The organism is Microbacterium sp. BH-3-3-3 (assembly GCF_007679045.1).
In the GTDB taxonomy this organism is placed as follows: Bacteria; Actinomycetota; Actinomycetes; order Actinomycetales; family Microbacteriaceae; genus Microbacterium; species Microbacterium algihabitans.
Map to the genome: position 1 here is coordinate 1,326,677 of NZ_VEFS01000001.1, position 24,824 is coordinate 1,351,500.

A 24,824-nucleotide genomic window follows, 5' to 3' on the forward strand; every position below is an offset into this window, starting at 1 on the left:
TCAGCCACCTCGCCTCCCGCGCCCGGCCCGCCTCACGCGGGCAGACGCACCTCGAACACCGTCCGACCAGGCACGCTGTCGACCGTGATCGACCCGCCATGGGCGGTCACAATCGCCTGCGCGATCGAGAGGCCGAGGCCCGTGCTGCCCTCGTCGCGATTGCGTGCGTCGTCGGCGCGGGCGAAGCGGTCGAACAGGCGCTCCGCGACGGCGGGGTCGATCCCGGGTCCGGTGTCAGTCACGCTCAGCACCGCGTCGGCGCCGTCGCGAGCGAGTGACAGGGTCACCCGCGTGCCGGCCGGGGTATGCGTCTGGGCGTTGCGCAGCAGGTTCGCCATCACCTGCCGCAGGCGGTTCTCGTCACCGGTCACCTCGATGAGGTCCTCGCTCACGTCGAGCCGCCACTCGTGCGTCGTCGCCGACGCCTGCGCATCGCTCACGGCGTCGACGGCGAGCAGTGTCAGCTCGACCTCGTCGCGGCGCAGGGGCTGTCCGGCATCCAATCGCGCCAACAGCAGCAGATCGTCGACGAGCGAGGCCATGCGCTGCGCCTCCGACTCGATCCGGTCGAACGACCGCGCCTGGGTCGGCGTCATCGGCGCGTCCTCACCGAGGGAGAGCTGGGCGTACCCGCGGATGCTGGCCAGGGGCGTGCGCAGTTCGTGACTGGCATCCGCGATGAAGCGGCGCAGCTGCTCCTCGCTGTACTGGCGTGCGTCGAGCGAGCGCTGCACGTGCGCGAGCAGGTCGTTCAGCGACGCCCCCACCCGGCCCACCTCGGTGGCGGGGTCGGTGTCGGGCGGTTCGACGCGGTCGGCGATGTCGACGCTTCCCGCGTCGAGCGAAAGCGTCGAGACCCGCTGGGCGATATCGGCAACCCGCTCGAGGGGCCGCAGGCTGCGACGCACGAAGAGTGACAGGCCCAGGATCGCGGCGACGAGCACGACGGCCCCGACCGCCGCGAGGATCACCGTCAACGCCGAGGTGGTCGCGCTGACGTCGGCCTCGGACTCCCCGGCGAACACCGTCGTGCCGTCGCGTTGCGCTCCCGCGACGCGAAAGGTGCCGAGGTCGCCGCCGAGATCGACGCTCGAGGGCTGCCGGTCGGTCGCGATCGCGGTGGTCAGACGGGCGACCTGATCGTCGGTGAGGGCGACCTCGGTGCCGTCCGATCGCGTGTAGCCCGACCGCTCGACGGTGCCGTCGGCGGCGACGACGGCCTGCAGTGACCCGATGCGCGGCGCGGGCCCGCCCGACCCGCCCGCGGGCGGCCGCGATCCCGCGTCGAACCGCGACGAGCCCGCCACGAACGACAGGCTCTCGCGCACCTGCTGGTCGAGTCGGTCGAAAGCGAACGAGCGCAGTGCCACGATCGTGGCGACGCTCATGATGACGAAGGCGAGCGCGACGAGCACGCTCGTGCCGACGACGAGCGTGCGCCGCAGCGTCCACCGGCGCGGGCGCGCGGTGCGGGGCGCGACGGTCATGAGGCTTTGATCGTGTAGCCGACGCCGCGAACCGTGTGGATCAGCGGGTCGCCGAGGGTGTCGATCTTCTTGCGCAGGTACGAGATGTAGATCTCGACGACGCTTCCGTCGCCGCCGAAGTCGTAGCTCCACACCTCGTCGAGAATTTGCGCCTTGCTGAGCACCCGGCGCGGGTTCTGCATCAGGTAGCGCAGCAGCTCGAACTCCCGCGCGGTGAGTTTGATCGGGATGCCGCCGCGCTCGACCTCGTACGCGTCTTCGTCGAGGCTCAGATCGCCCACGCGCAGCCGCGGGTCGGCGTCGGCGACGGCCGCCACGTGCCGGCGGGCCATGCCGCGGAGGCGCACGACCACCTCTTCGAGGTTGAAGGGCTTCGTGACGTAGTCGTCGGCGCCGGCCGAGATGCCCGCGATCCGGTCCTCCACGGCATCCTTCGCCGTGAGGAACAGCACGGGGGCGTCGTTGCCGGCGGCTCGCACGCGTGCGAGCAGACCCATTCCGTCGAGCCCCGGCATCATGACGTCGAGCACCATCAGGTCGGGCTCGAAGTCGCGGATGACGTTCAACGCCTCCTGACCGCTCGCTGCCGTGCGGGTGTCCCAGCCCTCGTTCTGCAGCGCCATGCGCAGCAGCTCGCTGAGGTTCGCCTCGTCGTCGACGACGAGCGCGCGGATCGGCGAGCCGTCGGGGCGGGCGAGGGGGGCAGGGCGGGAGGTCACGGATGCCAGCATGCACGCTCCCGCGACGCGGTGCCACCGCGTCATACGTCCTTCATAGAAACCGTGAGGGGGCGGTGAGGGTCGCGTTCCTACTTTCGCTCCGACGGCCGCACCCCGCGTCCGGAAGGAGACCCATGTACGGCACGTACCTCCGGCGCGAACTCGCCGGCCGCACCAAGCAGACCGTGATCGTCGCGGTCGGACTCGCGATCGCCATCGCGCTCGTCATCGTCGTGAACGCCCTCTCGGCGGGAGTGCGCGACGCGCAGACGCAGGCGCTGTCGTCGGTCTACGGCGTGGGCACCGATCTCACCGTCACCGGTGCGCAGACGCAACCGGGCGAGGGTGGCGGAGCCCGCTTCGACTTCGGCGCTCAAGACGGCACCACCACCGACGGCACGACGACCCTCGACCAGTCACGTCTCGTCGCCGAGCGCCAGCGCGCGCCCCTCGACGCCTCGACCGTGACCTCCGTCGCCGACATCGACGGCGTCTCGGCGGCGACCGGTGCCCTGTCGCTGACCAACATGACCTTCTCGGGCGAGATCCCGCAGCGCGGCACCGAGACGGGAACGACAGGATCCGCCCCGACCGACGGCGGCGGGCAACCCCCGGCAGACGGACAGGGCGGCGGCAGCTTCGGCGTCGACTCGTTCAGCGTGCTCGGCGTCGACCCCGCGGCATCCGTCGGGCCCTTGTCGGCGGTCACCGTGAGCGAGGGCCGCGCCCTGACCGGCGACGACGTGGGCAGCGACGTCGCGGTCGTCGATGCGACCTACGCGGCGAGCGCGGGCCTCGCCGTCGGTGACACCGTCGAGGTCGCCGGCACCGCCGTGCAGGTCGTCGGGATCGTCGCCTCGGCCTCGGCCGACGCCGACACCGCCGCGAACGTCTACCTCCCCCTCGACATCGCCCAGTCGCTCGCGGGCGTCGGCGACGTGGTGTCGACCGTGTACGTGCAGGCGGAGTCGTCGGATGCCATCGACGCGGTGCAGAGCCGGATCGCGGCCGCACTCCCCGAGGCCACCGTCAGCTCGGAGTCCCAGCTCGCCTCCACCGTCTCGGGCTCGCTCTCGAGCGCGTCGTCGATGATCTCGAACCTGGGTACGTGGCTCTCTCTGGTCGTGCTGCTGGTCGCGCTGGCGCTGGCCGTGCTCTTCACCATCTCGGGCGTCGCGCGTCGCACCCGCGAGTTCGGCACGCTGAAGGCCATCGGATGGTCGAACGCCCGGATCGTGCGCCAGGTCGCGGGCGAGTCGCTCGCGCAGGGCCTGCTCGGCGGGGTCGCGGGTCTGATCCTCGGGCTCGGCGGCATCCTGCTGGTGAACGTGATCTCGCCGACCCTCTCGGTCGCCGCGAGCACGACGAGCGGGCCGGGCCGCGGCGCGGGAGGCCCGGGCGGCGGGGCCGGCGGCGGATTCGGACAGGCGGCGGCGCAGGCCACCGAGGTCGTGCTGAACGCCCCGATCACCCCCGCGGTCGTGCTTGCCGCGGTCGGCATCGCGGTGCTCGGCGGCGTGCTCGCGGGAGCGTTCGGCGGGTGGCGAGCCGCTCGCCTCAGCCCTGCCGCAGCCCTGCGTTCGGTCGCGTGAGCGGCATCCACCCCCTTCGAAGGAGACAGACCACGAGCCTCACCGTTCCCACCCGCACCGCCACCGCCTACCGCCTCGAGGGCGTCACGCGCACCTACCGTCAGCGCGAGCGCACCGTTCAGGCCCTCGCGGGGGTCGATCTCGAGATCGACGCCGGAGACTTCGTCACGATCCAGGGGCCGACCGGCGGCGGCAAGTCGACCCTGCTGCAGATGCTCGGCGCGCTCGACCGTCCCTCGAGCGGCGCCGTCGTGCTCGGCGAGATCGACATCGCCCGCGCCTCGAACACGCAGCTCTCCCGTCTGCGTGCCGAGGAGATCGGCTTCGTGTTCCAGGGGTTCAACCTCATTCCCACCCTCACCGCGGCCGAGAACGTCGACATGGGCCTCGAACCGCTCGGACTCGACCGGGCAGAACGCCGGCGCCGGGTGACCGAGGCCCTGACGCGGGTGGGTCTCGCCGATCGGGCCGACCACCGCCCCGGCGAGCTCTCGGGCGGGCAGCAGCAGCGCGTCGCGATCGCCCGCGCCACCGCCAAGCAGCCCCGGGTGCTGCTCGCCGACGAACCGACCGGCAACCTCGACGAGGCGATGCGCGACGAGATCCTCGACGTGCTCGAGGCGCTGAACGCGGAGGGGCTGACCCTGATCGTGGTCACCCACGACTCGGCCGTGGCCCGCCGCGCCCGCCGGCGTCTGCGCCTCGACAGGGGTGTCGTGACCGATATCACACGCGCCTGATCAGACCGACCCGGGGCTCCGCCTCCCCCCTGCGCGGGGCCCCGGGTCTTCCCCGTCCTGCCCCGGTCCGGCCGCTTCGACAGGCTCAGCGACCTCTCCCCCCTGGTCCCTGAGCCTTACCCGAGGCCCCTGAGCCTCACCCGAGGTCCCTGAGCCTGTCGAAGGGACCGGCCCCCACCCGCCCCCCGGTCAAGGGGTTCGCCGCGTTCGACGCCCGCCCCCTACAGTCGAACCACGCCGACCGGAGGGATGCCATGGCCGCCCGCAACACCCGCCTCATGCGCTGCACGCCCGACGACCTGTTCGCCGTGCTCTCCGACGGCTGGCTCTATCCCGTCTGGGTGGTGGGGGCGGCGCGCATGCGCGACGTCGACGAGGAGTGGCCCCAGGAGGGGTCGCAGATCCACCACTCCCTGGGGGTCTGGCCCGTGATGATCCACGACGAGACCGAGATCGTCGAGTGGGATCCGCCGCGCCGGATACGTTTGCGGCCCGAGGCCGGCATCCTGGGGCGTGGCGTGATCCGCATCGACGCCCGCCCGCACGAGTTCGGCACCGCCGTCACGATCGTCGAGGAGCCGGTGTCGGGAGCGGCCGCGGTCCTCCCCTCGCTGCTGTGGAAGCCGTTGCTCATCGCCCGCAATCACGAGTGCCTGAACCGGTTGGCCTTCCTCGCCGAGGGGCGGCGCGAAGAGCGCGAGGCGCGTGAGCTCGATCACCGCACGACGACGCCCGACCCGGTCGAGGGCACACCGTCGCCGGGCGCGCAGCGCGACGTGCAGCAGGCCGACGTCTGAGCGGTCGTCAGCTCTCGGGACGCGACTGGGCTCCGGTCGACCCCGGCTGCTCGGTCCGGTGCTGCAGCTCGTCGACGTAGAGGTTCTTCTCGTCGGTGGTGCGGTTGCGGTAGGCCGCGCGGCCGACCATGTGCGCGGCGAGAGGCGCGGTCGCGAACTGGATGAGGATGATCGGGATGCCGAAGGCCACCGCTTCCCACGTGCGCTGCGACAGCGCGATGGCGACCACGATCAGCAGCACGCCGAGCACCTGGGGCTTCGTCGCGGCGTGCAGGCGCGAGGGGACGTCGGGCCAGCGCAGCAGGCCGATGGTCGCGGTCAGGCAGAGCAGCGCGCCGATCAGCACGAGGATGAGCGCGACCGTGTCGAGGACGGACTCGATGGTCATCGCGGGTTCTCCTTCCGCGCCACGAAGCGGGCGACGGCGATGGATCCGAACACGCCGATCGCGGCGATGACGAGCATCGCCGGGAGCGACCGGGTGTGGTGGTTGATCACCATGTCGGCACCCAGGATGCAGAGCACCTCGGTCAGCAGCACGTCGGCGGCGACCGCGCGGTCGAGGATGGACGGGCCGATCACCAGGCGGATGAGCGCCAGCACGGCCGCGACCGCGAAGACGATGAGGATGACCACCACGAGTGCGTTCACGTCAGGGTCCTCCCGTCGCGCGGCGTCTCGACGCCGTGACGGGCGTCGGCCTCGGATTCGGCGATCTTCGCGCGCAGCTCCTGCATCTCTTCCTTCGAGCCGACGGCTCGCGTGATGCGGGCCTCCCACCCGAGCACGACACGGCGCTGGTGCTCGAGGTCGTTCTCGTCGCGCACGCCGATCGTGTGCAGGAAGAGCGTGCGGTTCTCGCGATCGACGTCGACGATCAACGACCCGGGGATGAGCGAGGCGGTGACCGCGGTGTGGGCCATGATCACGTCGTCGTCGACGCGCAGCGGCACGGCGATGATCGCCGCCCCGGGCGGACGCCGGAAGTCGAGCACCTGCCAGGCGACGATGAGCGACCCCTTCACGACCGCTCCGATGAAGGTGAGCACGAAGATCAGGCCGTACCAGAGGTTGATCCGGCCGGAGAGCTCGACCGGGGGCAGGCGGTAGACGCGCGTGACGAAGACCGCCATGACGAGCCCGGTGATGAGGGCGAGCCAGGTGAACTGCCCCCACAGCAGCATCCAGAGCGCGACGAGCCACACCAGCAGCGGCAACTGGTGCAGAAAGAGCGACATCTGCGCGCGACGCGTCGGGCTCATCATTCGCCCTCCGCATCCTGCAGCTGAACGAGGGTGACCCCGCTGTAGATCCGCTCACCCGCGCGGAGGCAGGCATCGAGAAGGGGCCCGGCGAACACCGTCAGCGAGATCGTCACGATCACCATGCCCGCCGTCGCCATGGTCATGATCTTCGGGATCGTGCGCCGCTCGGTCGAGATGGCGGCCGCGGGGGCGTTGCCGAGGTACGCGATGCGCTCCGTCGTCTCGGCGGAGTCGTCGTCTTCGCGCCAGAACGAGAGGTTCCAGGCCCGCATGAGGGCGTAGAGCGTGAGGATCGAGGTGACGATGCCGCCGACGATGAGCACCATCATCACGGGCGTCCCGACTTGGGCTGCGGCGTCGAAGAGGGCGTACTTGCCGATGAACCCCGAGAACGGCGGCAGACCGCCCAGGTTGATCGCCGGAATGAAGTAGAGCACGGCGAGCAACGGCGCCGCGCGCATCAGGCCCTTCACCTTGAGGATCGAGGTGCTGCCCGCGCGGCGCTCGATGAGCCCCACGGCGAGGAAGAGGGTCGTCTGCACGATGATGTGGTGGACGATGTAGTAGATCGTCGCGCCCACCGCGAGCGGGGTGTTGATCGCCAGGCCGAAGATCATGTAGCCGATGTGGCTCACGAGCGTGAACGACAGGATGCGCTTGAGCTCTGCCTGCGCGACGGCACCCAGGATGCCGACGATCATCGTCGCGAGCGCCACCATCATCAGCAGGAAGTTGATGTCGTTGTCGACGAAGAGCTGGGTCTCGGTGCGGATGATCGCGTAGACGCCGACCTTCGTCAGCAAGCCCGCGAAGACCGCCGTGACGGGCGCGGGCGCCGTCGGATACGAGTCCGGCAACCAGAACGACAGCGGGAACACCGCCGCCTTGATCGCGAAGGCGAGCAGCAGCATCAGGTGCAGGATCGTCTGCGTGTCCTGCGGCAACAGCGCCATGCGCTCGCTGATCTGCACCATGTTAACCGTGCCGAGGGCGCCGTAGACCATGGCGATCGCCGCGAGGAACAGGATCGACGACACCAGCGACACCACGATGTAGACGACGCCGGTGCGGATGCGCGACTCGGTGCCGCCGAGGGTGATCAGCACGTACGAGGCGACCAGCAGGATCTCGAAGCCCACGTAGAGGTTGAACAGGTCGCCGGCGATGAACGCGTTGAAGATGCCCGCGCCCAGGATCAGATACGCCGGGTAGAAGATCGAGACCGGGGTGTCCTCGTCGTTGTCGGCCGCGCCCTGACCGATCGAGAACAGCAGCACCGCGAGCAGCACGATGCTCGTCACCACCACGAGCAGCGCCGCGAGCACGTCGACGTAGAGCACGATGCCGAGCGGGATCTGCCACGCGGCGATCGCGACGGCGATCGGTCCGTTCGTGTCGACCGCGACCAGCAGGATCGCGCCCAGGATGAGCACCGCGGTGAGCGAGGCCACCGAGACCACGATCTGCGTCCTCTTGCGGCGGCCGAAGATGAGGTTGATCGCGGCGCCGATGAGGGGGATGCCGACGAGCAGGGGCACGAGGGCGCTCATGAGCGATCACCGTCCTGGGGGTCGCGGGGGGCGTCGCTCTCGTCGACCTCGACCGTTTCATCGCCCTCTCGGGCGAGCGGCTCGGTCGGACGGCCCGCTCGATCGCGGCGCACGGCGACGCGGTCGACGGGGGCGTCGTCGACGAGCTGGGAGAGGTCGCCCTGGTGCAGCACGCGGATGGGCGAGGCGACGTCGCCGACGAAGTCGGTGGTGACGTCGTCGTCGTCGGACCGCGACTCTTCGTCCATCGCGTCTTCCGGCTCGTTCGCGACGCGCGTGCGCAGCGCGATGTCGTCGGCGTCGTCGACGAGGGTGTCGGCCTGGCCGAGCTGCCACGAGCGGTAGATCAGCGCGAGCAGGAACGCGGAGATGGCGAACGTGATGACGATCGCCGTGAGCATGAGGGCCTGAGGGAGCGCGTCGGACATGTCCGCGGCATCCGTCTCACCGTCGTAGAAGGGAGCGAGGGCCGGGCGGCCCATGACGATCAGCAGCAGCAGGTTGGCGGCGTTGCCCAGCAGCAGGAAGCCGATCAGCACGCGGGTGAGGCTGCGCTCGAGCATGGCGTAGACGCCGCACGCGAAGAGCACGGCCATGACGATGACGAGGACGAGGGAGATGCTCACGGCGTCTTCACCTCCGCGTCCTCGGGGAGCTGCGACTGGCGGTCGACCTCGGCGCCGAGGCTGCGGAGCACGTCGAGCACCAGGCCGATCACGACGAGGTAGACCCCGACGTCGAAGATCGTGCTGGTGACGAACTCCCAGTGACCGATGAGGGGCAGCTCGCCCTCGAAGGTGAAGCTCTGCAGGGGCGCGAACCCGAAGAACATCGGCACCATGGCGCACAACACCGCGATCGCCATGCCCGCCCCGAGCAGACGGCCGGCGTCGGTCGGTGCGGCGGCGCCCAGCTCCCAGCGGCCGCCCGCGATGTAGCGCATGACGAGGCCGAGACCGGCGACCAGGCCGCCCGCGAATCCACCGCCGGGCAGGTTGTGGCCGGCGAACAGGAGGTAGAGCGACACGACCATCACCGAGTGGAAGAGCACCCGGATGATGATCTCGAGAAGGATCGACCGGTTCTCGGGCTGCACCTTCGCGCCCGACACCAGCCAGGCGCGCGGGGCGTCGGTCTCACCCACGCGCTGCGCGCGTACGCCGCTGTCGGTCTCGACCAGGGGGCGACGCCGGCCGAGGCCCACGCGCGCGCGAGCGGTGCCCGAGCGGCGCGCGAGGTTGTCACTGCGGTCGGTGATGAAGACGAGGGATGCCACGCCCGTGGCCGCCAGGACGAGCACCGACAGCTCGCCCATCGTGTCCCAGCCGCGCAGGTCGACAAGCGCGACGTTCACCACGTTGCGACCGTGGCCGATCGCGTAGGCGAGGGGCGGCCACTCGAGCGAGATGGGGGCGTCCTGGCGGGCACCGGTGGCCACGATCGCCACCAGGGCCATCGTGAGACCGACACCCGCGCCGAGCACGGCCCGGGCGAGCGGGGCCACGGAGGCGTTCTGCTCGCCCATGCGCGCCGGCAGTCGTCGCAGCACGAGGGCGAACACCACGAGGGTGACCGTCTCGACCAGGATCTGCGTGAGCGCCAGGTCGGGGGCCCCGCTGGTGGCGAAGAGCACGACGAGACCGAGGCCGGTGACCGAGACGAGAGCGACGCCGGTGTAGCGCTTGCGGGCGCGCACCGCCAGGATTCCCGCCGCGATCATCAGGGGGGCGGCGATCAGCTGCGTCGGGGTGTGCCAGGCGTCGAGCTGCGCACGCCATTCCGCAGAGGCGAAGAGGGCCGTGCCCTCGGCGACGACCAGCACGATGAAGATCGTGCCGACGTAGAAGGGCAGCGAGCCGCGCTGGAAGCGGGCGGTGACCCACTCGGAGGTGAAGTCCACGCCGCGCAGTGTGGCGTTGTAGACGTCGTTCGCGGTGAACGGCAGCACGCGGGGGCGCTTGTGCAGCTGCGTCTTGCGCACCAGCCAGAAGATCCCGGCGCCGAGGGCCAGCGTGCCGAGGGAGATGAACAGCGCCGGCTCGAGACCGTGCCAGAGCGCGAGGTGGTACGGGTATTCGGGAGCCTCGACCCCCGCCGTCGCCTCGGGCAGACCGTCGGCATAGGGCGCAAGCCAGTGGTCGACGATCGGCGCGAGGAAGCCGAGGGTGAGCGAGGCCGCCGCGAGCAGCACGGGAGCCGACAGGAAGCCGATGGGCGGGTCGGGCCAGTCGGTGGTCTCGACATCGCGCTTGGTCCAGTAGGCACCCCAGAGGAAGCGGATGCCGTACGCCGCCGTGAGCGCGGAGCCCAGCACCACGCCGAAGAGCGCGACGAGACCCCACGGAGCACCGGCCTCGGCCTCGTGCAGCAGGGCCGTCAGCGCCGTCTCTTTCGCGACGAACCCGAGGGTGGGGATGACGCCCGCCATCGAGAAGATCGCGATGAACGATGCCGTCGCCATGACCGGCGCCTGTCGGCCGAGGCCCGAGAGCTGGCCGATGTCACGGGTGTTGAGCTGGCGGTCGATCACGCCGACGACGAGGAAGAGGCACGACTTGAACAGGGCGTGACTCAGCAGCAGGGCGACCCCGGCCAGGGCGGCGTCGCGAGTGCCGTAGCCGAGCATCACGGTGAGGAAGCCGAGCTGGCTCACCGTGCCGAAGGCGAGGATGCGCTTGAGGTCGCGCTCGCGCAGAGCCTGGAACCCGCCCAGCAGCATCGTGAAGACGCCGAGGGCGATGAGCGTGGGGCGCCAGAACGGCGTCTCGGCGAACCCGGGGGCGAGGCGCGCGATGAGGTAGATGCCCGCCTTCACCATCGCGGCCGCGTGCAGATACGCGCTGACCGGAGTGGGGGCCGCCATGGCACCGGGGAGCCAGAAGTGGAAGGGGAAGATCGCCGACTTGCTCAGCGCGCCGACGAGCAGCAGCAGCACGGCGATGTCGACGACGGTTCCCACCGGCGGGTTGGCGAGGATCGCCGACAGGCTCGAGGTGCCCGCCTGCACGACCATGAGCACGACGCCGATCAGCATGACCAGCCCGCCCAGGGTCGTCACCAGCAGGGCCTGCAGGGCGGCGCGGCGACTCGAGGCACGACCGTGGTAGTACCCGATGAGCAGGTACGACAGCACGCTCGTGACTTCCCACAGCATGACGAGCACCACGATGTCATCGGTGAGCACGAGCCCGTACATGGCACCGGCGAAGCCCAGCAGCACGGCGGAGAACTGCCCGACGCCCGCGGTCTTGCCCCGGAAGTACCAGCGGCAGTAGAGCATCACCAGGGCACCGACACCCGTCACGACGAGCGTGAGGAGCCATCCGAGCACGTCCATGCGCATCGACAGCGACACGTTGATCGCCGGGATCCAGCGGTATTCCTCGAACGGAATGTCACCACCGAAAACAGAAGGAGCGGCGACGATGGCGTGGGCGAACGCCAGAGCGGGGAGAGCGGCGGCGACGTAAAACGCGCGAGCGCCGATGCGCGAGACGAGCCACGGCAGGAGCAGGGGGACGGCCGCGAAGGCGCCGAGGAAGATCAGCATGGTCGGGCCTCCTCGGGTTCGACGGGCGGGTGCCCGGGCTCTCGGGGTGTCGGACCTATTCTATGCGGCGCATGAGACTTTCCGCGCCGCCGGCGATCATCTGGTAGGCGGCGGGGCGGTCGTCGTGCCCTCGCGGAACGTGCACGATAGGGCGAGTCCCGAGGGCTCGGCGTCTTCGAGCATCGCTGCGACCGCCTCCCCGGCGGCCCGACCTTTCGCGGTCGCGGGCTGCACGAGGGTCGTGAGCACGTGCGGCGCGAGACCGTCGACCACGACGCCGTCGAAGCCGGTGACGCTGACGTCGTGCGGCACCCGCAACCCGGCCTCCTCGGCCGCCCGGATGACGCCGGCGGCCAGCAGGTCGCTCTGCGCGATGACGGCGGTCGGTCGTCGGGCGGGATCGGCGAAGATCGTGCGCCCCGCGATCGCCCCCTCGTCGATCGAGCTGGTCGCCGCGGCGAGCGCCGGGGCGTCGGGGAAGACCTGCCGCGCTCCCGCCAGGCGGTCGGCGGTGACGTCGACGCGCACCTCGGCGCCGTCGGCGATCCACCCGCGTCGGCGGGCGGTGTCGGTGGGGAGGGTGACGATCACGACGTCGCGGTGGCCGAGGGCGGAGACGTGCAGAGCCGCTTCGCGCTGGGCCTCGGCGTTGTCGAGCAGAACCTGGGGGATCCCCTCGCCCGCATCTCCCTCGACGACCACGACCGGGATGCCGCGGCCTCGGACGATCTCGAGCGAGTCGCGCATGCGCGGGCTGCAGCCGATCAGCACGGCGGCGTCGATGGGCGCGGTGTGCAGCGACGGCTCGCTCACCGTGACCCCGTCGTCGCGCAGCAGCAGGAGGGCCGCTCCGAGGCGCGAGACCCCGTCGGCGAGCCCGTCCATCATGTGCGTGGTGACCGGGTCGAGGAACGCAGTGCCGAGGTGCTGGTCGAAGACCACGCCGACGATCCCGGAGCGCCCGCGGCGCAGCGAGGCCGCTCGCGGGTCGGGGCCGGTGTATCCGAGCGACTCGGCGGCGGCGATCACGCGGGCCCTCGTCGCCTCCGAGGTGGGGGTCTTCCCGCTGAACACGACGGACGCCGTCGATGCGGAGACTCCCGCCTCGCGGGCGACATCGCTGATCGTCGCGCGTCTGGTGCTCACCGCCCGATCGTAACCTGCGCGATCCCGCGGCGCCGAATCGATTCGATAGGGTTCTCCCATGCACTCGACGCTCACCCGGTCCCAGCTCGTCCGCTGGCACATCGCGATCTGCGCCATCTTCCTCGCGAGCGGGTTGAGCATCTCGACCTGGGCTTCGCGGGTGCCGGCCATCCGAGAATCCCTCGGCATCGAGAACTCCGGCGTCGGGCTGCTGCTGCTGGGGATGGGAGTGGCATCCATCATCGGCCTGTCGATCGCTCCGGCCGTCATGGCCCGCATCGGCGCCCGCAGCGGCATGCTCGTGGCCCTGCTCCTCGTCGGCGTCGGCCTGATGATCATCGGCTTCGGCGCCGACTCCCTCCAGCTCTTCGGCGTCGCCCTGGTGGGCCTGGCGTTGTTCGGCTTCGGCAACGGCGCCGTCGACGTGATGATGAACGTCGAGGGCGCAGCTCTCGAGAAGGCCACCGGCCGCACGATCATGCCGCTGCTGCACGCCTTCTTCAGCTTCGGCACCGTCATCGGCGCCGGTCTCGGCTTCGTCGCGGTGAGCCTCGGCATCCCCGTCATCGCGCACAGCGTGGCGATGGGCGTGGTGATCATCGTCGTCGCGTTCGTCGCGGTGGCCAACGTGCCGCGCGCTGAAGTCGCGATGGACGCCCCGGCCGACGAGGAGCGCGCGCACTGGCGCGAGCGCCTCGCGGTGTCGCTGCAGGCCTGGCGCGAGCCGCGCACCTACACGCTCGGCGTGATCATGCTGGGCATGGCCTTCGCCGAGGGCAGCGCGAACGACTGGCTGCCGTCCGCGGTGGTCTACGGCCACGGTGCCCCTGAAGAGGCCGGCCCGGCAGTGCTCGCGGTGTTCTCCGTGGCGATGACGGTCGGCCGCATCGCGGGCGGTCCCGTCGTCGACCGCCTCGGTCGCGTGCTCGTCCTGCGGGTGCTCGCCGGCACCGCCGCCGCGGGACTGCTGCTGTTCATCCTGGCGCCCTACGGACCCCTCGTCTTCATCGGCGCGGCACTGTGGGGCCTCGGCGCCTCGCTCGGCTTCCCGATCGGCATGTCGGCGGCCGCCGACGACCCCGCCAAGGCCGCATCGCGCGTTGCCGCCGCCGCCACGATCGGGTACGTCGCATTCCTGTGCGGCCCTCCGATCCTCGGCTGGATCGGCGACCACATCGGCCTGCTCAACACACTGCTCATCGTCGTCGGCCTGATCGTGGCATCCGGTCTCTTCTCCGGCGCCGCGAAGCCGCTCGTCGTCGCCGAGAAGGCGGAGGCCGAGCCCGCGCGACGCGATTAGGCTCGTCGGGTGCGTCTCGTCATCGCCCGTTGCTCCGTCGACTACACCGGCCGCCTCAACGCGCATCTCCCCCTCGCCACCCGGCTGCTCGTGCACAAGAACGACGGCAGCCTGCTGGTGCACTCCGACGGCGGCTCGTACAAGCCGCTCAACTGGATGAGCCCGCCGTGCAGCCTGACCCTCGAGCAGCCCGACGAGGTCGACGTCGAAGACGGGGTGATCGAGCGCTGGCGCGTCCTGCACGCCAAGACCGGTGACGCCCTGCTCGTGCGCATCCACGAGATCATCCACGACACCGCCCACGAGCTGGGTGTCGATCCCGGGCTCATCAAGGACGGTGTCGAGGCCGACCTGCAGCGGCTCCTGGCCGAGCAGGTGTCGGTCGTGGGCGAGAACCTCACGCTCGTCCGCCGGGAGTACCCGACCGCGATCGGCCCCGTCGACCTGCTGCTGCGCAACGACGACGGCACGGGCACCGTCGCGATCGAGGTCAAGCGCCGCGGCGACATCGACGGCGTCGAGCAGCTCACCCGCTACCTCGAGCTGCTCAACCGCGACCCGCTCCTGGCTCCGGTGACCGGGGTGTTCGCGGCTCAGGAGATCAAGCCGCAAGCGCGCGTGCTCGCCACCGATCGCGGCATCCGGTGCCTCACCCTCGACTACGACGAGATGAAGGGCGTGCAGTCGGGCGCCCCGCGTCTGTTCTGACCGCGCCGCATCGAGCCGGGCGGATGCCGCGCCGGTAGCGTGGACGCATGTCTGCACGCTCTCCCTTCTCCTGCGTCCTGTGGGACGTCGACGGCACGCTCGTCGACGCTTCGGAGGGCATCCTCCGCCGATTGACCACCACGCTCGATCACTTCGGTCGCACGCCGCCGACGCGTGGCGAGCTGTCGAAGTGGATCGGTCCGCCCATGCGGGAGTCGTTCCAGGTCAACACCGGCATGACCCTCGAGCAGGCGGATGAGGCCGTGGTGTTCTACCGCGCGCTCAACAAGAGCGAGGGCTACACGGGCAGCGCCCAGCTGTATCCCGGTGTCGCCGAGCTCGTGCACGACGTGCATGCGGCGGGGGTTCCGCAGTCGACGGCGAGCTCGAAACCCGAGGTGCAGGTGGTCGCCCTGATGGACCACTTCGGCCTCGCCCCCGACCTCGAGGCCATGGTGGGTGCGAGTCTCGACGAGCGCGCGCTGAGCGCCAAGTCCGACATCGTGCGCGAGGCGTTGCGCCGCCTCGAGGCCGCCGGTGCCGACATCTCGCGCCCCGTGCTCATCGGCGATCGGCATCACGACGTCGAGGGCGGGGCGGATGCCGGGGTGCCGGTCATCTTCGTGCGGTGGGGCTTCAGCTGGCCCCACGAGGCCGACGGTGCTCAGGCGGCCGTCGACGACGTCGACCAGCTGCGCGCCCTGCTCCTCGTCGACGACGACGCCGGTGTCTGACATCGACGGGGCGGTGCCCGCGCTCGTCGCGCTGATCCTCGCGGCCGTGGCCGTGGCGATCGTCGTCTTCGTCGTGCGGACGATCCGTCGGTCGGCGAAGACCCGCGCGGCGGCCGATGCAGCGGTCGCCGAAGCCGCCGACGCCCTGCTGCGTCTCGATGACGCCGTCGTCGAACTCGACGTGGCCTTCGAGGCGGCGAATGCCGATGACTCCGGCGATGCGCCCACCGAACTGCGCCGCGCGCGTACGTCGGCGCACCGCGCCCGTGACCGCGGTTTCGTCGACGTCTCGGATCTCGACGATGCGTCCCTGATCCCCGCGACGCGGCGCGATCTCGCCCGTCGCACCCGGACCGGTCTCGAGGGACAGCTCGCCCGCACGTCCGACACGCGCGCGCGGCTCGCGGAGTGGGTCCGCGCACACCGTTCGACCGACCGGTTGGCGGCGGCGGCGCGCGAGCGTCGCGAGGCGGTCGTGGCGGCGGCGGGCGACCCCGAACCGCTGCTCGATGCGCTCCGGCACCGCTTCGATCGCTCCGACTGGGCCGAGGCCGAGGCGTCGGCCGCGGCGGCATCGGCAGCGCTTTCCGAGGCGGACGAGGCCCTCTCCGCAGCGCCCGACGACGAGGCGCTACTACACGCGGCGCGCGAGATCCGCCGGGCGGCGCGTCACCTGCGGGCGGTCGAAGACGCCCATCGCATCGCCTTCCAGGCTGCCGAGAACGCCGAGGCCGAGCTGGCCGCGGTGCGCGCGGAGCTCGACGACGCCGTGCAGATCGCCACGACCCGCGGCGGGCAGTGCGCGCCCGATGCGCTCGACCGCCTCCGTGCGGCGCGGCAAGACCTCGAGCGCGCGGCCGCCGAGGCGGGTGGCCGGCCGCGCGAGGCGATCGTCGCCGTCGCTCGCGCGCGCGAACTGCGCGATGAGATGATCGGCGACGCGGTCAGCCCGCGTCTGCGGCTCGAGGCGGCGCGTGCCGCCCTGCCGGGCACCCTCGCGTGCGCGCGGGCCGCCCTGGCTCAGGCCGACACCCGCGACGAGGTGCGTCCGATCGCCGATCGTCTGCGGCTCGAACGCGCGCGCCGCGAGCTCGCCGCCTCGCGCGCGGCCACCGATGCGGGTCGGGCTCTGGCCGACGCTCGAGCCGCCTGGCATGCGGTCCCGCCCCCGCAGAACTGATCCCCGACCGCCGCTCACGAGTGCCCTATCGTGAGCGGCATGGGGAAGAACACGACGCCGAGCCGTGCTCTGGGAGCAGCGAGGCGCATCCCGGTGACCCTGGGGTTCGCCGCCGCTGTGCTGGTCATCGGCCTTCTCACCGGGAGCCTCTGGCAGCCGTTCACGGCATCCGATCTCTTCCCCTCCGTCGCCTACGGACTGCCGGCGCTCGGGGCCGGGCGCTGGTGGACTCCGGTCACGGGCACGTTCTTCGTCGGCTCGCCCTGGCTGTTCCTCGCCGGCTTCCCCGCCCTCGCCGGGATCGGCTTCCTCGAGTACCGCCGCGGCAGCCGCGTCGCCGCCGCGACCTTCGCCGTGGGGCAGCTCTTCGCCGTGCTCGCGGCGGCGCTGCTGCTGTGGGGGGGCTCTCTGCTGCCGTGGACGTGGGCACAGCAGCAGGCGGATGTGCTCTCGGTCGGCCCGTCGGCCGGACTCTTCGCGTGCATCGCCGCCGCCGTCGCCCTGCTGCCCTCGCCCTGGCGCCTGCGCGCGTGGACGGTGCTGCTCGCCTGCCTCGCGGTCGCTCTCTTCTACTACGGCTCGCTCCCCGACCTCGAGCGACTGCTCGCGGTGGGGCTCGTGCTCGGGGTGACGAGGTCGCTGCGCCCGCAGCGGGTGAACGTGCGCGAGCAGCGGCTTCTCGCCTTCGTCGTGCTGTGCGCGCTCGGCGCGATCGAGATCCTCGGCTACCTCGCCCCGATGACCGGCCCCTTCGGCTTCTCGGCCGCGACGTCGGGGTCGTGGATCGACGTGGCCGTCAACACCGTGATCGTGCTCGTCGTGGCCACCGCGCTGCGGCGCGGTCGTCGGTGGGCGTGGATCATCGTGATCGTCTACGTGGCGCTGAACGCCGTGCTGGTGCTGCTGCTGATCATGGTGCTGCTGCTGGCGGGGCTCCCGCGCGTCGAGGCCGACCTCGGCGCCGACGTCACGAGCGTGCTGGCCTCGTCGGCGCTGTGGATCGTGGCGGGGGCGTACTTCGTGCTCGTGCGGGGCGCGTTCCGCGCCCGGCCGCGGGCCCAGCTCGGCGCCTCTCCCGCGCCCACGGCGCAAGAGGTGAAGACCGCGCTGCACGCCGACGGGGGCGGCACCCTGTCGTGGATGACGACGTGGGAGGGCATGTCGTACGCCCGGTTCGGCAGCGGGATCGTCGCCTACCAACGCCGCTCCGGCGTCGCCCTGGCCCTGGCCGACCCGATCGGCCCCGAAGCGGAGCGCGCGCAGACCGTGCGGGCGTTCATCGAGGCCGCCGAGGCCGCGGGACTCGCCCCCTGCTTCTTCAGCGCCGGTGAGGCCACGCACGCCGCCGTCCCCGACGGGTGGCGCAGCATCGTCGTCGCCGACGACACCGTGGTCGACCTCCCCGGGCTGCAGTTCACCGGCAAGGCGTGGTCGGCGGTGCGCACCTCGCTCAACCGTGCGCAGCGCGAGGGCATGACGTTCCGCCTGTCGCGCCTGTCCGACGAGAGCTGGGGCGTCCGGCAGCAGCTGAGCGCGATCTCCGACAGCTGGGTCGGCGAGAAGGGCCTGCCCGAGATGGGCTTCACGCTCGGAACCCTGCACGAGGCCGCCGATCCCGAGGTGCGCCTCGCCCTCGCGGTCTCACCGGCGGGCGACGTCGACGGGTTCCTCTCGTGGCTGCCGGTCTACGGCGAGGGCGCGATCAGGGGCTGGACGCTCGATCTCATGCGTCGCCGCGAGGGCGGCTTCGGCCCCGTGATGGAGTACCTGATCGGCGCGTCGGCGCAGCAGTTCTCGAACGAGGGCGCGGCCGTCATGTCGCTGTCCGGGGCTCCGCTCGCGCACGAGTACCCCGCGGATGCCGGCGTCATCGCCGACCTGCAGGAGCGCATGGCTGCGATGCTCGAGCCCGTCTACGGCTTCGCGTCACTGCACCGCTTCAAGCAGAAGTTCCACCCGCGCTACGAGACGATGTACCTGCTCTACCGCGACGAGGCCGATCTCACGCGCATCGGCGCCGCCCTCACGCGCGCGTTCCTGCCGCACGCGACGCTGCGACAGTTCGCGGCCGCCGGCGTCGACCTCGTGCGACAGGAGCACTGACGAATCCCGGATGCCATGGCATCCGGAACCGTGAGATGCCCCGACCGGCGCGAGGCGCACGGTCGGGGCGGATCCGGCCGAGGGCCGGACACGGATCAGAGGGGGCGGATGTTCTCCGCCTGCAGACCCTTGGGGCCCTGCGCGACCTCGAACTCGACGCGCTGGTTCTCTTCGAGCGAGCGGTAACCGCCCGACTGGATCGCGCTGTAGTGCGCGAAGACATCCTGACCCCCGTCATCGGGAGCGATGAAACCGAAGCCCTTCTCCGAGTTGAACCACTTGACCGTGCCCTGCGTGCTCATCGTGTTGCCGTTTTCCGCTTCAGCCGGCGCCGAGCGCGCCGGTCAGTGAGCCCAAAGTAACGGCCGGGCCGCATCGGCGCACAGGTCCGTGACATAAACGTTGCGGGACGTCTCCGGGAGACCCCGGCGGGCCGAAAGAGCCCTGAGCCCATACGACGCCCGGGCTGAGCAGAGCTCGAAGCCCGGGCGTCGACGGATCCCCCCGGATATGTCACGCGAGGCGTGACGGTGATGACAATACCGGCGCCGGAGCCCGTTCGCGACACGAAAACGAAGAATCAGCGAGTTATTGCCGTGTTCTGTGATAACCGAGGGTCGTAAAATTCGCCTGATGGACGATCGTCGGCGTGCTTCCGCCCTCGTCGACGAGGCTTACCGAGCCCTCGGCGAGGCGATCGTCGACGGTCGCCTCCAGCCGGGAGACCGTCTGCGCGACGTCGAACTGGCCGCATTGATGGGGATCTCCCGCACCCCCGTGCGCGAGGCCCTGCAGAAACTCGAGCGCATCGGCATGGTCGAGGTCGCCGCCAACCGGTACACCCGGGTGTCGGAGGTGAGCGAGCGAGCGCGCGGAGACATGCGCGAGTACGCCGCGCACACGATCGCGGCCGTCATGCACATCGCGCTCCCCCGCTGCAGCGACGAAGAGGTGCAGAGCATCGTCTCGCACGTCGACGGGCTGCGCGACGCGGAGGACTCCCCCTCGTACGTCCTGGCCGCGCTCGCCCTGCACACCCACCTCGTAGCCGTTTCGCGCAACGTCGTCTTCCGCAAGCAGCTCGAGCAGACCGATCTGGTGCTCCGCCGCAACCTCGAGGGCTGGTACACCTCGACCGAGACGCGGTCGGTCCTGTTCGAACACCTGCGCGATCAGGTCGCGCGCCGCGACACCAACGGCGCGACGTGGACCTTCCTGTCTCTGCACGGATTCGCCTGAGCACGCAAGACGCCTCGGACCCGCCGGACCCTCGCGATAGCGTGACGCGCATGCCCCACATCGAGTTGCGCGACCTCGCCCCCGACACCACCGACGCGGCTTTCCAGGCCGTCCGCTCGAGCTCGTCGGCGTGGTCGCGCGCGCGGTTCGACGACCGTGCGGCGTTCGACGCCTGGCTGGCCGATGACGCCGTGTCCGCACACGCCATCGTGCAGGACGACAGTGTGGTGGGCGTCGCCGCCGCCATGGACGTCGACGGCGATCGCGAGGTCCTGCTCGCCGTCCGTCCGGACGCCGACCCCGAGGCGCCGACTGAAGCGCTGCGCATGGTCACGGTGCACGAGGCCGAGCGACCGCTCTACGCGTGCGTCGCGGCCGACGACGAACCGAGCCACGACGTGCTCGCACGGCTCGGGTTCGTCGAGCACGGGCGCGACGGGGCCGACGTGGTGTACGTCCTTCCGCCGACGTTAGAGTGACGCGGTGGGGACGACAGATGACCATCACGACCGGGGGGCGGTCGAGACCGCGGCCGACACCGCGGGGTTCACCAGCATCCTGAGTCGCCCTCGGGCAATGGTCGTCTTCGCCTTCATCGTCTTCGTCGTCACCACGCTGCAGTCGATCTCCGATCCGCTCGCGGGGGCGATGCAGGGCGACGTCGTGTGGGAATACCCGATCCCCCTCGGCGTCGTGACGGCTCTCGTCGTGCTCGGCTGCGCCGTGCAGAGCGGCTTCCTGCTCCTCGCGACCCGCCTCCCCCTGGTCGCGGTCGTCGGCACCACGGCCTGCTACCTCGTACTCGTCGTCGGGCTCGAGGTTCCGCGCTGGCTCGGAGGGCTTCCCCCCGTCGTCGCTGTGGCGGTGTTCTTCCTCGCCGCGAGCCGGCGTCCGGCGGTCGCCACGGCCTGGAGCGCGGTCACGATCGGCGCGACGGTCGGCGTCCTCTCGCTGTGGTCGCTGTCGACGGGTGCTCCCCTCGGGGTGACCGGCAGCTTCGTACTCAGCACCGGACTCGCCTTCGCCGCCCCCGTGGTCGGCGCCGCCGCGCTCGGCGTCTGGTGGGCTCGACGCATGCGCGGTCTGCATCGCGCCCGCGCCGCGGTCTCCGCCGCCGCGGCCCGCCACGAGACCGAGCTCGAGCACGCGAAGACCCTCGAGCGCGCGCGCATCGCGCAAGAACTGCACGACGTCGCCGGCCAGCACCTCGCGGGGCTGCTGTCGCTGGCCGATGCCGCCGTCGACATCGAGGTCCTCGACGCCGAGCAGGCGTCGGCCCTCATCGCGGAGATGCGCGCCGAGGGGCGCTTCGCCTCGGCCAGCCTCTACGCCGCCCTGCGCGACCTGCGCGCCGAGAACGACGCCCGCGCCGAACCGACCCTCGACCTGCGCTCGCTCGACGAGCTCGTGCAGTACTGGGCGTCGCGCGGCATGGATGTCACGCGCGAGGTCGACGGAGCGGTCGACGACCTGCCCGCGATGGTGTCGACGACCGCGTACCGAGTGGTGCAGGAGGCCCTCACGAACGCCTGCAAGCACGCGGCCGGCGCCGCCGTCACCGTCGAGGTCCGCGTCACCGACTCCTCGATCCGAGTGGTGGTGGCCAATGCCGAGGCCCCGGCTTCCGAGGCGGACGCGACGCCCGACGGACTCGGATGGGGTGTGGCGGGAATGGCCGAACGCGTCGACCTGCTGCACGGCACCTTCGCCGCGGGCCCCGTCGCCTCCGGCGGATGGGCGGTCGTCATGGAGGCCCCGCTGAGCGTGCACGCCACTCAGACCCCGGTGCCGACGCCGTGAGCGACACCGACATCCGCGTCTTGATCGTCGACGACAACCGCACCGTCCGTCGCGGCATCCGTCTGCGGCTCGAGAACGCCGCCGGCATCCGCGTGGCCGGAGAGGCCTCGAACGGGCGCGACGCCGCCGTTCTCGCGCGGGCGGAGCGGGCCGACGTCGTGCTCATGGATCTGCACATGCCGGGGATGAGCGGCATCGAGGCCACGCGCCTCATCACGAGCGAGGCGAAGGAGACCTGCCGCGTGGTGCTCCTGACGAGCGAGGTGTCCGACGCCTTCGTCGTCGAGGCGCTGGAGGCGGGCGCGAGCGGCTACCTGCTCAAGGGCCACGACAGCGATCAGCTGCTGCCCGTCATCCGTGGCGCGGCCGCGGGAACGGCAACCATCTCACCCCGGGTGGCGCCGCGCCTCATCCGTGAGCTGCGCGCGGCCAAGCCACAGCCGGCCGAGCCCGAGCAGGTGGCTCTGTTGACGGCCGCCGAACTGCGGGTCGTATCGCTGCTGAGCAGCGGGCTCACCTCGAACGACGAGATCGCCCGGCATCTCACCGTGTCGGTGAACACGGTTCGCAGCCAGACGGCTTCCGCGCTCCGGAAGCTCGATCTCGACGACCGCACGCAGTTGGCGCTCTGGGGGGCACGAAACGGCCTCATCCGGCGCGAGAAGTAGTCCGATCGGACGAAAACGCCCGCTTCGAGTCGGCGGGCCGGCCGTGATCCCGCACACTCCCCCGATGACCGGGGTCGTGACGCGGACGAGACTGCTGCCACGGCGACTGGCTCGTTTCGCCGTCTCGTCCGTGCGGGGCTGGGATCGGGGGCGGCCCCGCACGGCCGCCGTCCTGCGCGGGACACCCCGCGGACGCGGAAAGGCCCGGGGCACGGTCCACCGCCCCGGGCCTTTCGCGTGTTGGTCAGCGCGCGGTGCGGCGTCCCACGATGAGGCCGTAGATGAGCAGGACGATGATCGACCCACCGATCGCGAGGAGCCACGTCTGGATCGAGAAGAAGTCCTGCAGCGGGGCGTTGAAGAGCAGGCCACCCAGGAACCCGCCGAGCAGAGCGCCTACGACGCCGAGCAGAAGCGTGATGAGCCAGCCGCCGCCCTGCTTACCGGGGAGGATGAGCTTGGCGATAGCGCCGGCGATGAGGCCGAGGAGAAGAAATCCGAAGAATCCCATGATGTGTTCCTTTCGCGAGTGTGAACCGATGCCCGCTCAAGGCGAAGCTCTCGTAGTACTCAGCTTCCTCCCAGATACACCGTAAGCAGGGTGGGTTGCCTCTCACCACAATCCGTGATTCATGCCTCACGGGTGCGCGGCGCGGCCTGCGACGGGCTTCTTCTTCCGGAGGCGGGACTGGATGCCGACTCCCCCACCCCGCGCCCACGGACCTCCCCACGGCGGCTGCGGAATCCCGCCGGATACGATGCCCGTCCGGGCTCCCCACCACCTCAGAGAAGGGACCGATCCCATGACCCGTGCCGACCTGGTGCAGGACGACGGCCGCGTCGACAGACTGTGGACCGGCGCGACCTGGAGCGAGGGACCGCTGTGGATCCCGACCACCCGCCGCCTTCGGTGGAGCGACATCCCGGGTGACCGCATCCTCGAGTGGGACTCCGCGAGTGACACCACGATCGTCCACCGCGAGGGCGTCGAGTTCACCAACGGACGCGTCCTCGACGCCGACGGCACCGTCGTGCAGTGCTCGCACGGGCGCCGCCGCCTCGAACGCGAGCTCCCCGATGGCTCTCTCGAAGAGATCGTCGCGCAGTGGGAGGGCAAGAGGCTCAACTCCCCCAACGACGTCGCGATCGCCCCCGACGGCTCGTACTGGTTCAGCGACCCCGACTACGGCATCCGTCAGGCGCACGAGGGCCACCTCGGCGAGCGCGAGTACGACGGTCGCTTTGTCTTCCGGTGGTCTGCGGCCGACGGCATCCGCCCCGTCATCACCGACATCGTGCAGCCGAACGGTCTGGCGTTCTCACCCGACGGATCGACCGTGTACGTCACTGACACCGCCATCGGCCTCGACGACGGGCCGGGGCACTGGATCCGCGCCTACGACGTGGTCGATGCCGGAGCGGGGGCCGAGAACGGCCGACATTTCGCCACCATCGATGACGGCATGCCCGACGGCATCGCGGTCGACGAACGGGGCCGGGTCTGGTCGTCTGCGGGCGACGGAGTGCACGTCTTCGATCCGGATGCCGCGGAGCTGCTGTTCCTGCCTGTCCCCGAACCCGTCGCCAACCTCTGCTTCGGGGGCGACGACGGCACCGACCTCTTCATCACGGCGACGACGAGCCTGTATCGCGTGCGCACGACGACCCGCGCGGCCATCTGAGGACAGCGCATCCCGCCCGACAATCGGCTCGTCACAGGTGCTGACGCACCAGGGCACGGCGCAACCCTTCGGCGCGCACGTCGTCCCATAGGGCCGCGCACGCTCCATCCGGAATGCCCGTCGCGGCGTCGCACAGGTGGGATCGGACGGTCGCGGCGTCGAGAGAGACGGGGCAGACGACCACGGCGAGCGCGATCGAGTGCCCTCGCCGGCGCTCCGCACTCTGCAGCACCGTCTCGGCAGCCGCTTCGAGTCGGGGGCGTGCGTACTCCGCGTCGCGCGCGCACGCCACCGACACCACGACCAGCACCCGGCGGTAGTCCGGACCCGAACTGAGCCGCTCATCGAGAAGAGCAAGCCGCTCGTGCGCCGCGTGCCGCAGATGGCGCCCGCGATGAGTGGAACGCAGATCGATCCCGTACAGCAGGGTCGACGGCGCCGTCCCGATGCCCGCGTCGATTCCGTCCCACGCGAGACCGCCACGGTCGCCTTCGACGCGCACTCCGGAGGTGAAACGGGTGATGAGGGTCAGTGCGCTCATCCTCCTGTCCTACGCGAGCCCGG

The 24,824-nt window shown here is 71.0% G+C and carries 25 protein-coding genes; 13 read left to right on the forward strand and 12 right to left on the reverse strand.

Annotation, left to right across the window (positions count from 1 at the left end; translation table 11 throughout):
• Positions 1-32 precede the first annotated feature (32 nt).
• Together FS769_RS06215 and FS769_RS06220 are read right to left on the reverse strand one after the other, a co-directional pair.
• A complete protein-coding gene (locus FS769_RS06215; RefSeq protein WP_144830803.1) occupies positions 33-1,487 on the reverse strand; it encodes a cell wall metabolism sensor histidine kinase WalK in 1,455 nt (484 codons plus the stop codon).
• The gene (locus FS769_RS06220; RefSeq protein WP_144831977.1) at positions 1,484-2,218 is read right to left on the reverse strand and encodes a response regulator transcription factor; all 735 of its coding nucleotides are present in this window, start codon (positions 2,216-2,218) and stop codon (positions 1,484-1,486) included. The genes FS769_RS06215 and FS769_RS06220 overlap by 4 nt, the downstream gene beginning before the upstream one ends.
• Before the next feature lie 122 nt (positions 2,219-2,340).
• Between FS769_RS06220 and FS769_RS06225 the strand changes: the two genes are divergently transcribed.
• From FS769_RS06225 to FS769_RS06235, 3 genes are all read left to right on the forward strand, one after another.
• Positions 2,341-3,798: an ABC transporter permease gene (locus FS769_RS06225; protein ID WP_144830806.1), complete on the forward strand. Its 1,458-nt coding sequence runs from the start codon at positions 2,341-2,343 to the stop codon at positions 3,796-3,798.
• Positions 3,795-4,538, forward strand: coding sequence for an ABC transporter ATP-binding protein (locus FS769_RS06230; protein ID WP_396652407.1), 744 nt, complete (start codon positions 3,795-3,797; stop codon positions 4,536-4,538). The genes FS769_RS06225 and FS769_RS06230 overlap by 4 nt, the downstream gene beginning before the upstream one ends.
• 254 nt (positions 4,539-4,792) lie before the next feature.
• Positions 4,793-5,335 (forward strand): SRPBCC family protein, encoded by a 543-nt coding sequence (locus FS769_RS06235; protein ID WP_144830809.1) that lies wholly within the window; start codon positions 4,793-4,795, stop codon positions 5,333-5,335.
• 7 nt (positions 5,336-5,342) lie between these two features.
• On the opposite strand, the gene mnhG is transcribed toward FS769_RS06235, so the two are convergent.
• The 7 genes from mnhG to FS769_RS06270 all read right to left on the reverse strand — a co-directional run bounded on the left by mnhG (position 5,343) and on the right by FS769_RS06270 (position 12,846).
• Positions 5,343-5,723: a monovalent cation/H(+) antiporter subunit G gene (gene mnhG / locus FS769_RS06240; protein WP_144830812.1), complete on the reverse strand. Its 381-nt coding sequence runs from the start codon at positions 5,721-5,723 to the stop codon at positions 5,343-5,345.
• Positions 5,720-5,986, reverse strand: coding sequence for a monovalent cation/H+ antiporter complex subunit F (locus tag FS769_RS06245; RefSeq protein WP_144830815.1), 267 nt, complete (start codon positions 5,984-5,986; stop codon positions 5,720-5,722). The genes mnhG and FS769_RS06245 overlap by 4 nt, the downstream gene beginning before the upstream one ends.
• On the reverse strand, positions 5,983-6,597 hold the full coding sequence (locus tag FS769_RS06250; RefSeq protein ID WP_144830818.1) for a Na+/H+ antiporter subunit E: 615 nt from the start codon (positions 6,595-6,597) through the stop codon (positions 5,983-5,985). The genes FS769_RS06245 and FS769_RS06250 overlap by 4 nt, the downstream gene beginning before the upstream one ends.
• Entirely contained in the window at positions 6,597-8,150 is a 1,554-nt protein-coding gene (locus tag FS769_RS06255) for a Na+/H+ antiporter subunit D (RefSeq protein ID WP_144830820.1), read from the reverse strand. Before FS769_RS06255 ends, FS769_RS06250 begins: the two co-directional genes overlap by 1 nt.
• Positions 8,147-8,776 carry a sodium:proton antiporter gene (locus FS769_RS06260; RefSeq protein ID WP_144830823.1) on the reverse strand — a complete coding sequence of 210 codons (630 nt, stop codon included), beginning with the start codon at positions 8,774-8,776 and terminating at the stop codon, positions 8,147-8,149. The genes FS769_RS06255 and FS769_RS06260 overlap by 4 nt, the downstream gene beginning before the upstream one ends.
• Positions 8,773-11,700 carry a Na+/H+ antiporter subunit A gene (locus FS769_RS06265; protein ID WP_144830826.1) on the reverse strand — a complete coding sequence of 976 codons (2,928 nt, stop codon included), beginning with the start codon at positions 11,698-11,700 and terminating at the stop codon, positions 8,773-8,775. Before FS769_RS06265 ends, FS769_RS06260 begins: the two co-directional genes overlap by 4 nt.
• A gap of 96 nt (positions 11,701-11,796) precedes the next feature.
• Entirely contained in the window at positions 11,797-12,846 is a 1,050-nt protein-coding gene (locus FS769_RS06270; RefSeq protein WP_144830829.1) for a LacI family DNA-binding transcriptional regulator, read from the reverse strand.
• Positions 12,847-12,904: 58 nt separating this feature from the next.
• On the opposite strand from FS769_RS06270, the gene FS769_RS06275 reads away from it, so the two are divergent.
• Genes FS769_RS06275 through FS769_RS06295 form a run of 5 tightly spaced genes read left to right on the forward strand, consistent with a single transcriptional unit; the run spans position 12,905 to position 18,871 of the window.
• Positions 12,905-14,146: a sugar MFS transporter gene (locus tag FS769_RS06275; protein ID WP_144830832.1), complete on the forward strand. Its 1,242-nt coding sequence runs from the start codon at positions 12,905-12,907 to the stop codon at positions 14,144-14,146.
• 9 nt (positions 14,147-14,155) lie between these two features.
• Entirely contained in the window at positions 14,156-14,854 is a 699-nt protein-coding gene (nucS, locus tag FS769_RS06280; protein ID WP_144783567.1) for an endonuclease NucS, read from the forward strand.
• Positions 14,855-14,901: 47 nt separating this feature from the next.
• Positions 14,902-15,588, forward strand: coding sequence for an HAD hydrolase-like protein (locus tag FS769_RS06285; protein WP_144830835.1), 687 nt, complete (start codon positions 14,902-14,904; stop codon positions 15,586-15,588).
• The gene (locus FS769_RS06290; RefSeq protein WP_144830838.1) at positions 15,581-16,768 is read left to right on the forward strand and encodes a hypothetical protein; all 1,188 of its coding nucleotides are present in this window, start codon (positions 15,581-15,583) and stop codon (positions 16,766-16,768) included. Before FS769_RS06285 ends, FS769_RS06290 begins: the two co-directional genes overlap by 8 nt.
• A gap of 39 nt (positions 16,769-16,807) precedes the next feature.
• The gene (locus FS769_RS06295; RefSeq protein ID WP_144830841.1) at positions 16,808-18,871 is read left to right on the forward strand and encodes a bifunctional lysylphosphatidylglycerol flippase/synthetase MprF; all 2,064 of its coding nucleotides are present in this window, start codon (positions 16,808-16,810) and stop codon (positions 18,869-18,871) included.
• Between the two features lie 95 nt (positions 18,872-18,966).
• On the opposite strand, the gene FS769_RS06300 is transcribed toward FS769_RS06295, so the two are convergent.
• Positions 18,967-19,173, reverse strand: coding sequence for a cold-shock protein (locus FS769_RS06300; protein WP_144830844.1), 207 nt, complete (start codon positions 19,171-19,173; stop codon positions 18,967-18,969).
• Positions 19,174-19,504: 331 nt separating this feature from the next.
• On the opposite strand from FS769_RS06300, the gene FS769_RS06305 reads away from it, so the two are divergent.
• The 4 genes from FS769_RS06305 to FS769_RS06320 are packed head-to-tail and all read left to right on the forward strand — an operon-like array spanning position 19,505 to position 22,578.
• Complete coding sequence (locus FS769_RS06305) at positions 19,505-20,110, forward strand: GntR family transcriptional regulator (protein ID WP_144830847.1); 606 nt, start codon at positions 19,505-19,507, stop codon at positions 20,108-20,110.
• 50 nt (positions 20,111-20,160) lie between these two features.
• Positions 20,161-20,589 (forward strand): hypothetical protein, encoded by a 429-nt coding sequence (locus FS769_RS06310; RefSeq protein WP_144830850.1) that lies wholly within the window; start codon positions 20,161-20,163, stop codon positions 20,587-20,589.
• A gap of 4 nt (positions 20,590-20,593) precedes the next feature.
• Positions 20,594-21,910, forward strand: a complete 1,317-nt coding sequence (locus FS769_RS06315; RefSeq protein ID WP_144830854.1) for a sensor histidine kinase — start codon at positions 20,594-20,596, stop codon at positions 21,908-21,910.
• The gene (locus FS769_RS06320; RefSeq protein WP_260979707.1) at positions 21,907-22,578 is read left to right on the forward strand and encodes a response regulator transcription factor; all 672 of its coding nucleotides are present in this window, start codon (positions 21,907-21,909) and stop codon (positions 22,576-22,578) included. The genes FS769_RS06315 and FS769_RS06320 overlap by 4 nt, the downstream gene beginning before the upstream one ends.
• Positions 22,579-22,822: 244 nt before the next feature.
• Here FS769_RS06320 and FS769_RS06325 read toward each other — a convergent pair whose 3' ends face one another.
• Positions 22,823-23,089 (reverse strand): GlsB/YeaQ/YmgE family stress response membrane protein, encoded by a 267-nt coding sequence (locus FS769_RS06325; RefSeq protein ID WP_136586355.1) that lies wholly within the window; start codon positions 23,087-23,089, stop codon positions 22,823-22,825.
• A 292-nt stretch (positions 23,090-23,381) separates the two neighbouring features.
• Here FS769_RS06325 and FS769_RS06330 point away from each other — a divergent pair, with 292 nt between their 5' ends.
• Positions 23,382-24,260, forward strand: coding sequence for an SMP-30/gluconolactonase/LRE family protein (locus FS769_RS06330; RefSeq protein ID WP_144830860.1), 879 nt, complete (start codon positions 23,382-23,384; stop codon positions 24,258-24,260).
• Positions 24,261-24,291: 31 nt separating this feature from the next.
• On the opposite strand, the gene FS769_RS06335 is transcribed toward FS769_RS06330, so the two are convergent.
• Positions 24,292-24,801 carry a hypothetical protein gene (locus FS769_RS06335; protein WP_144830863.1) on the reverse strand — a complete coding sequence of 170 codons (510 nt, stop codon included), beginning with the start codon at positions 24,799-24,801 and terminating at the stop codon, positions 24,292-24,294.
• Positions 24,802-24,824 lie beyond the last annotated feature (23 nt).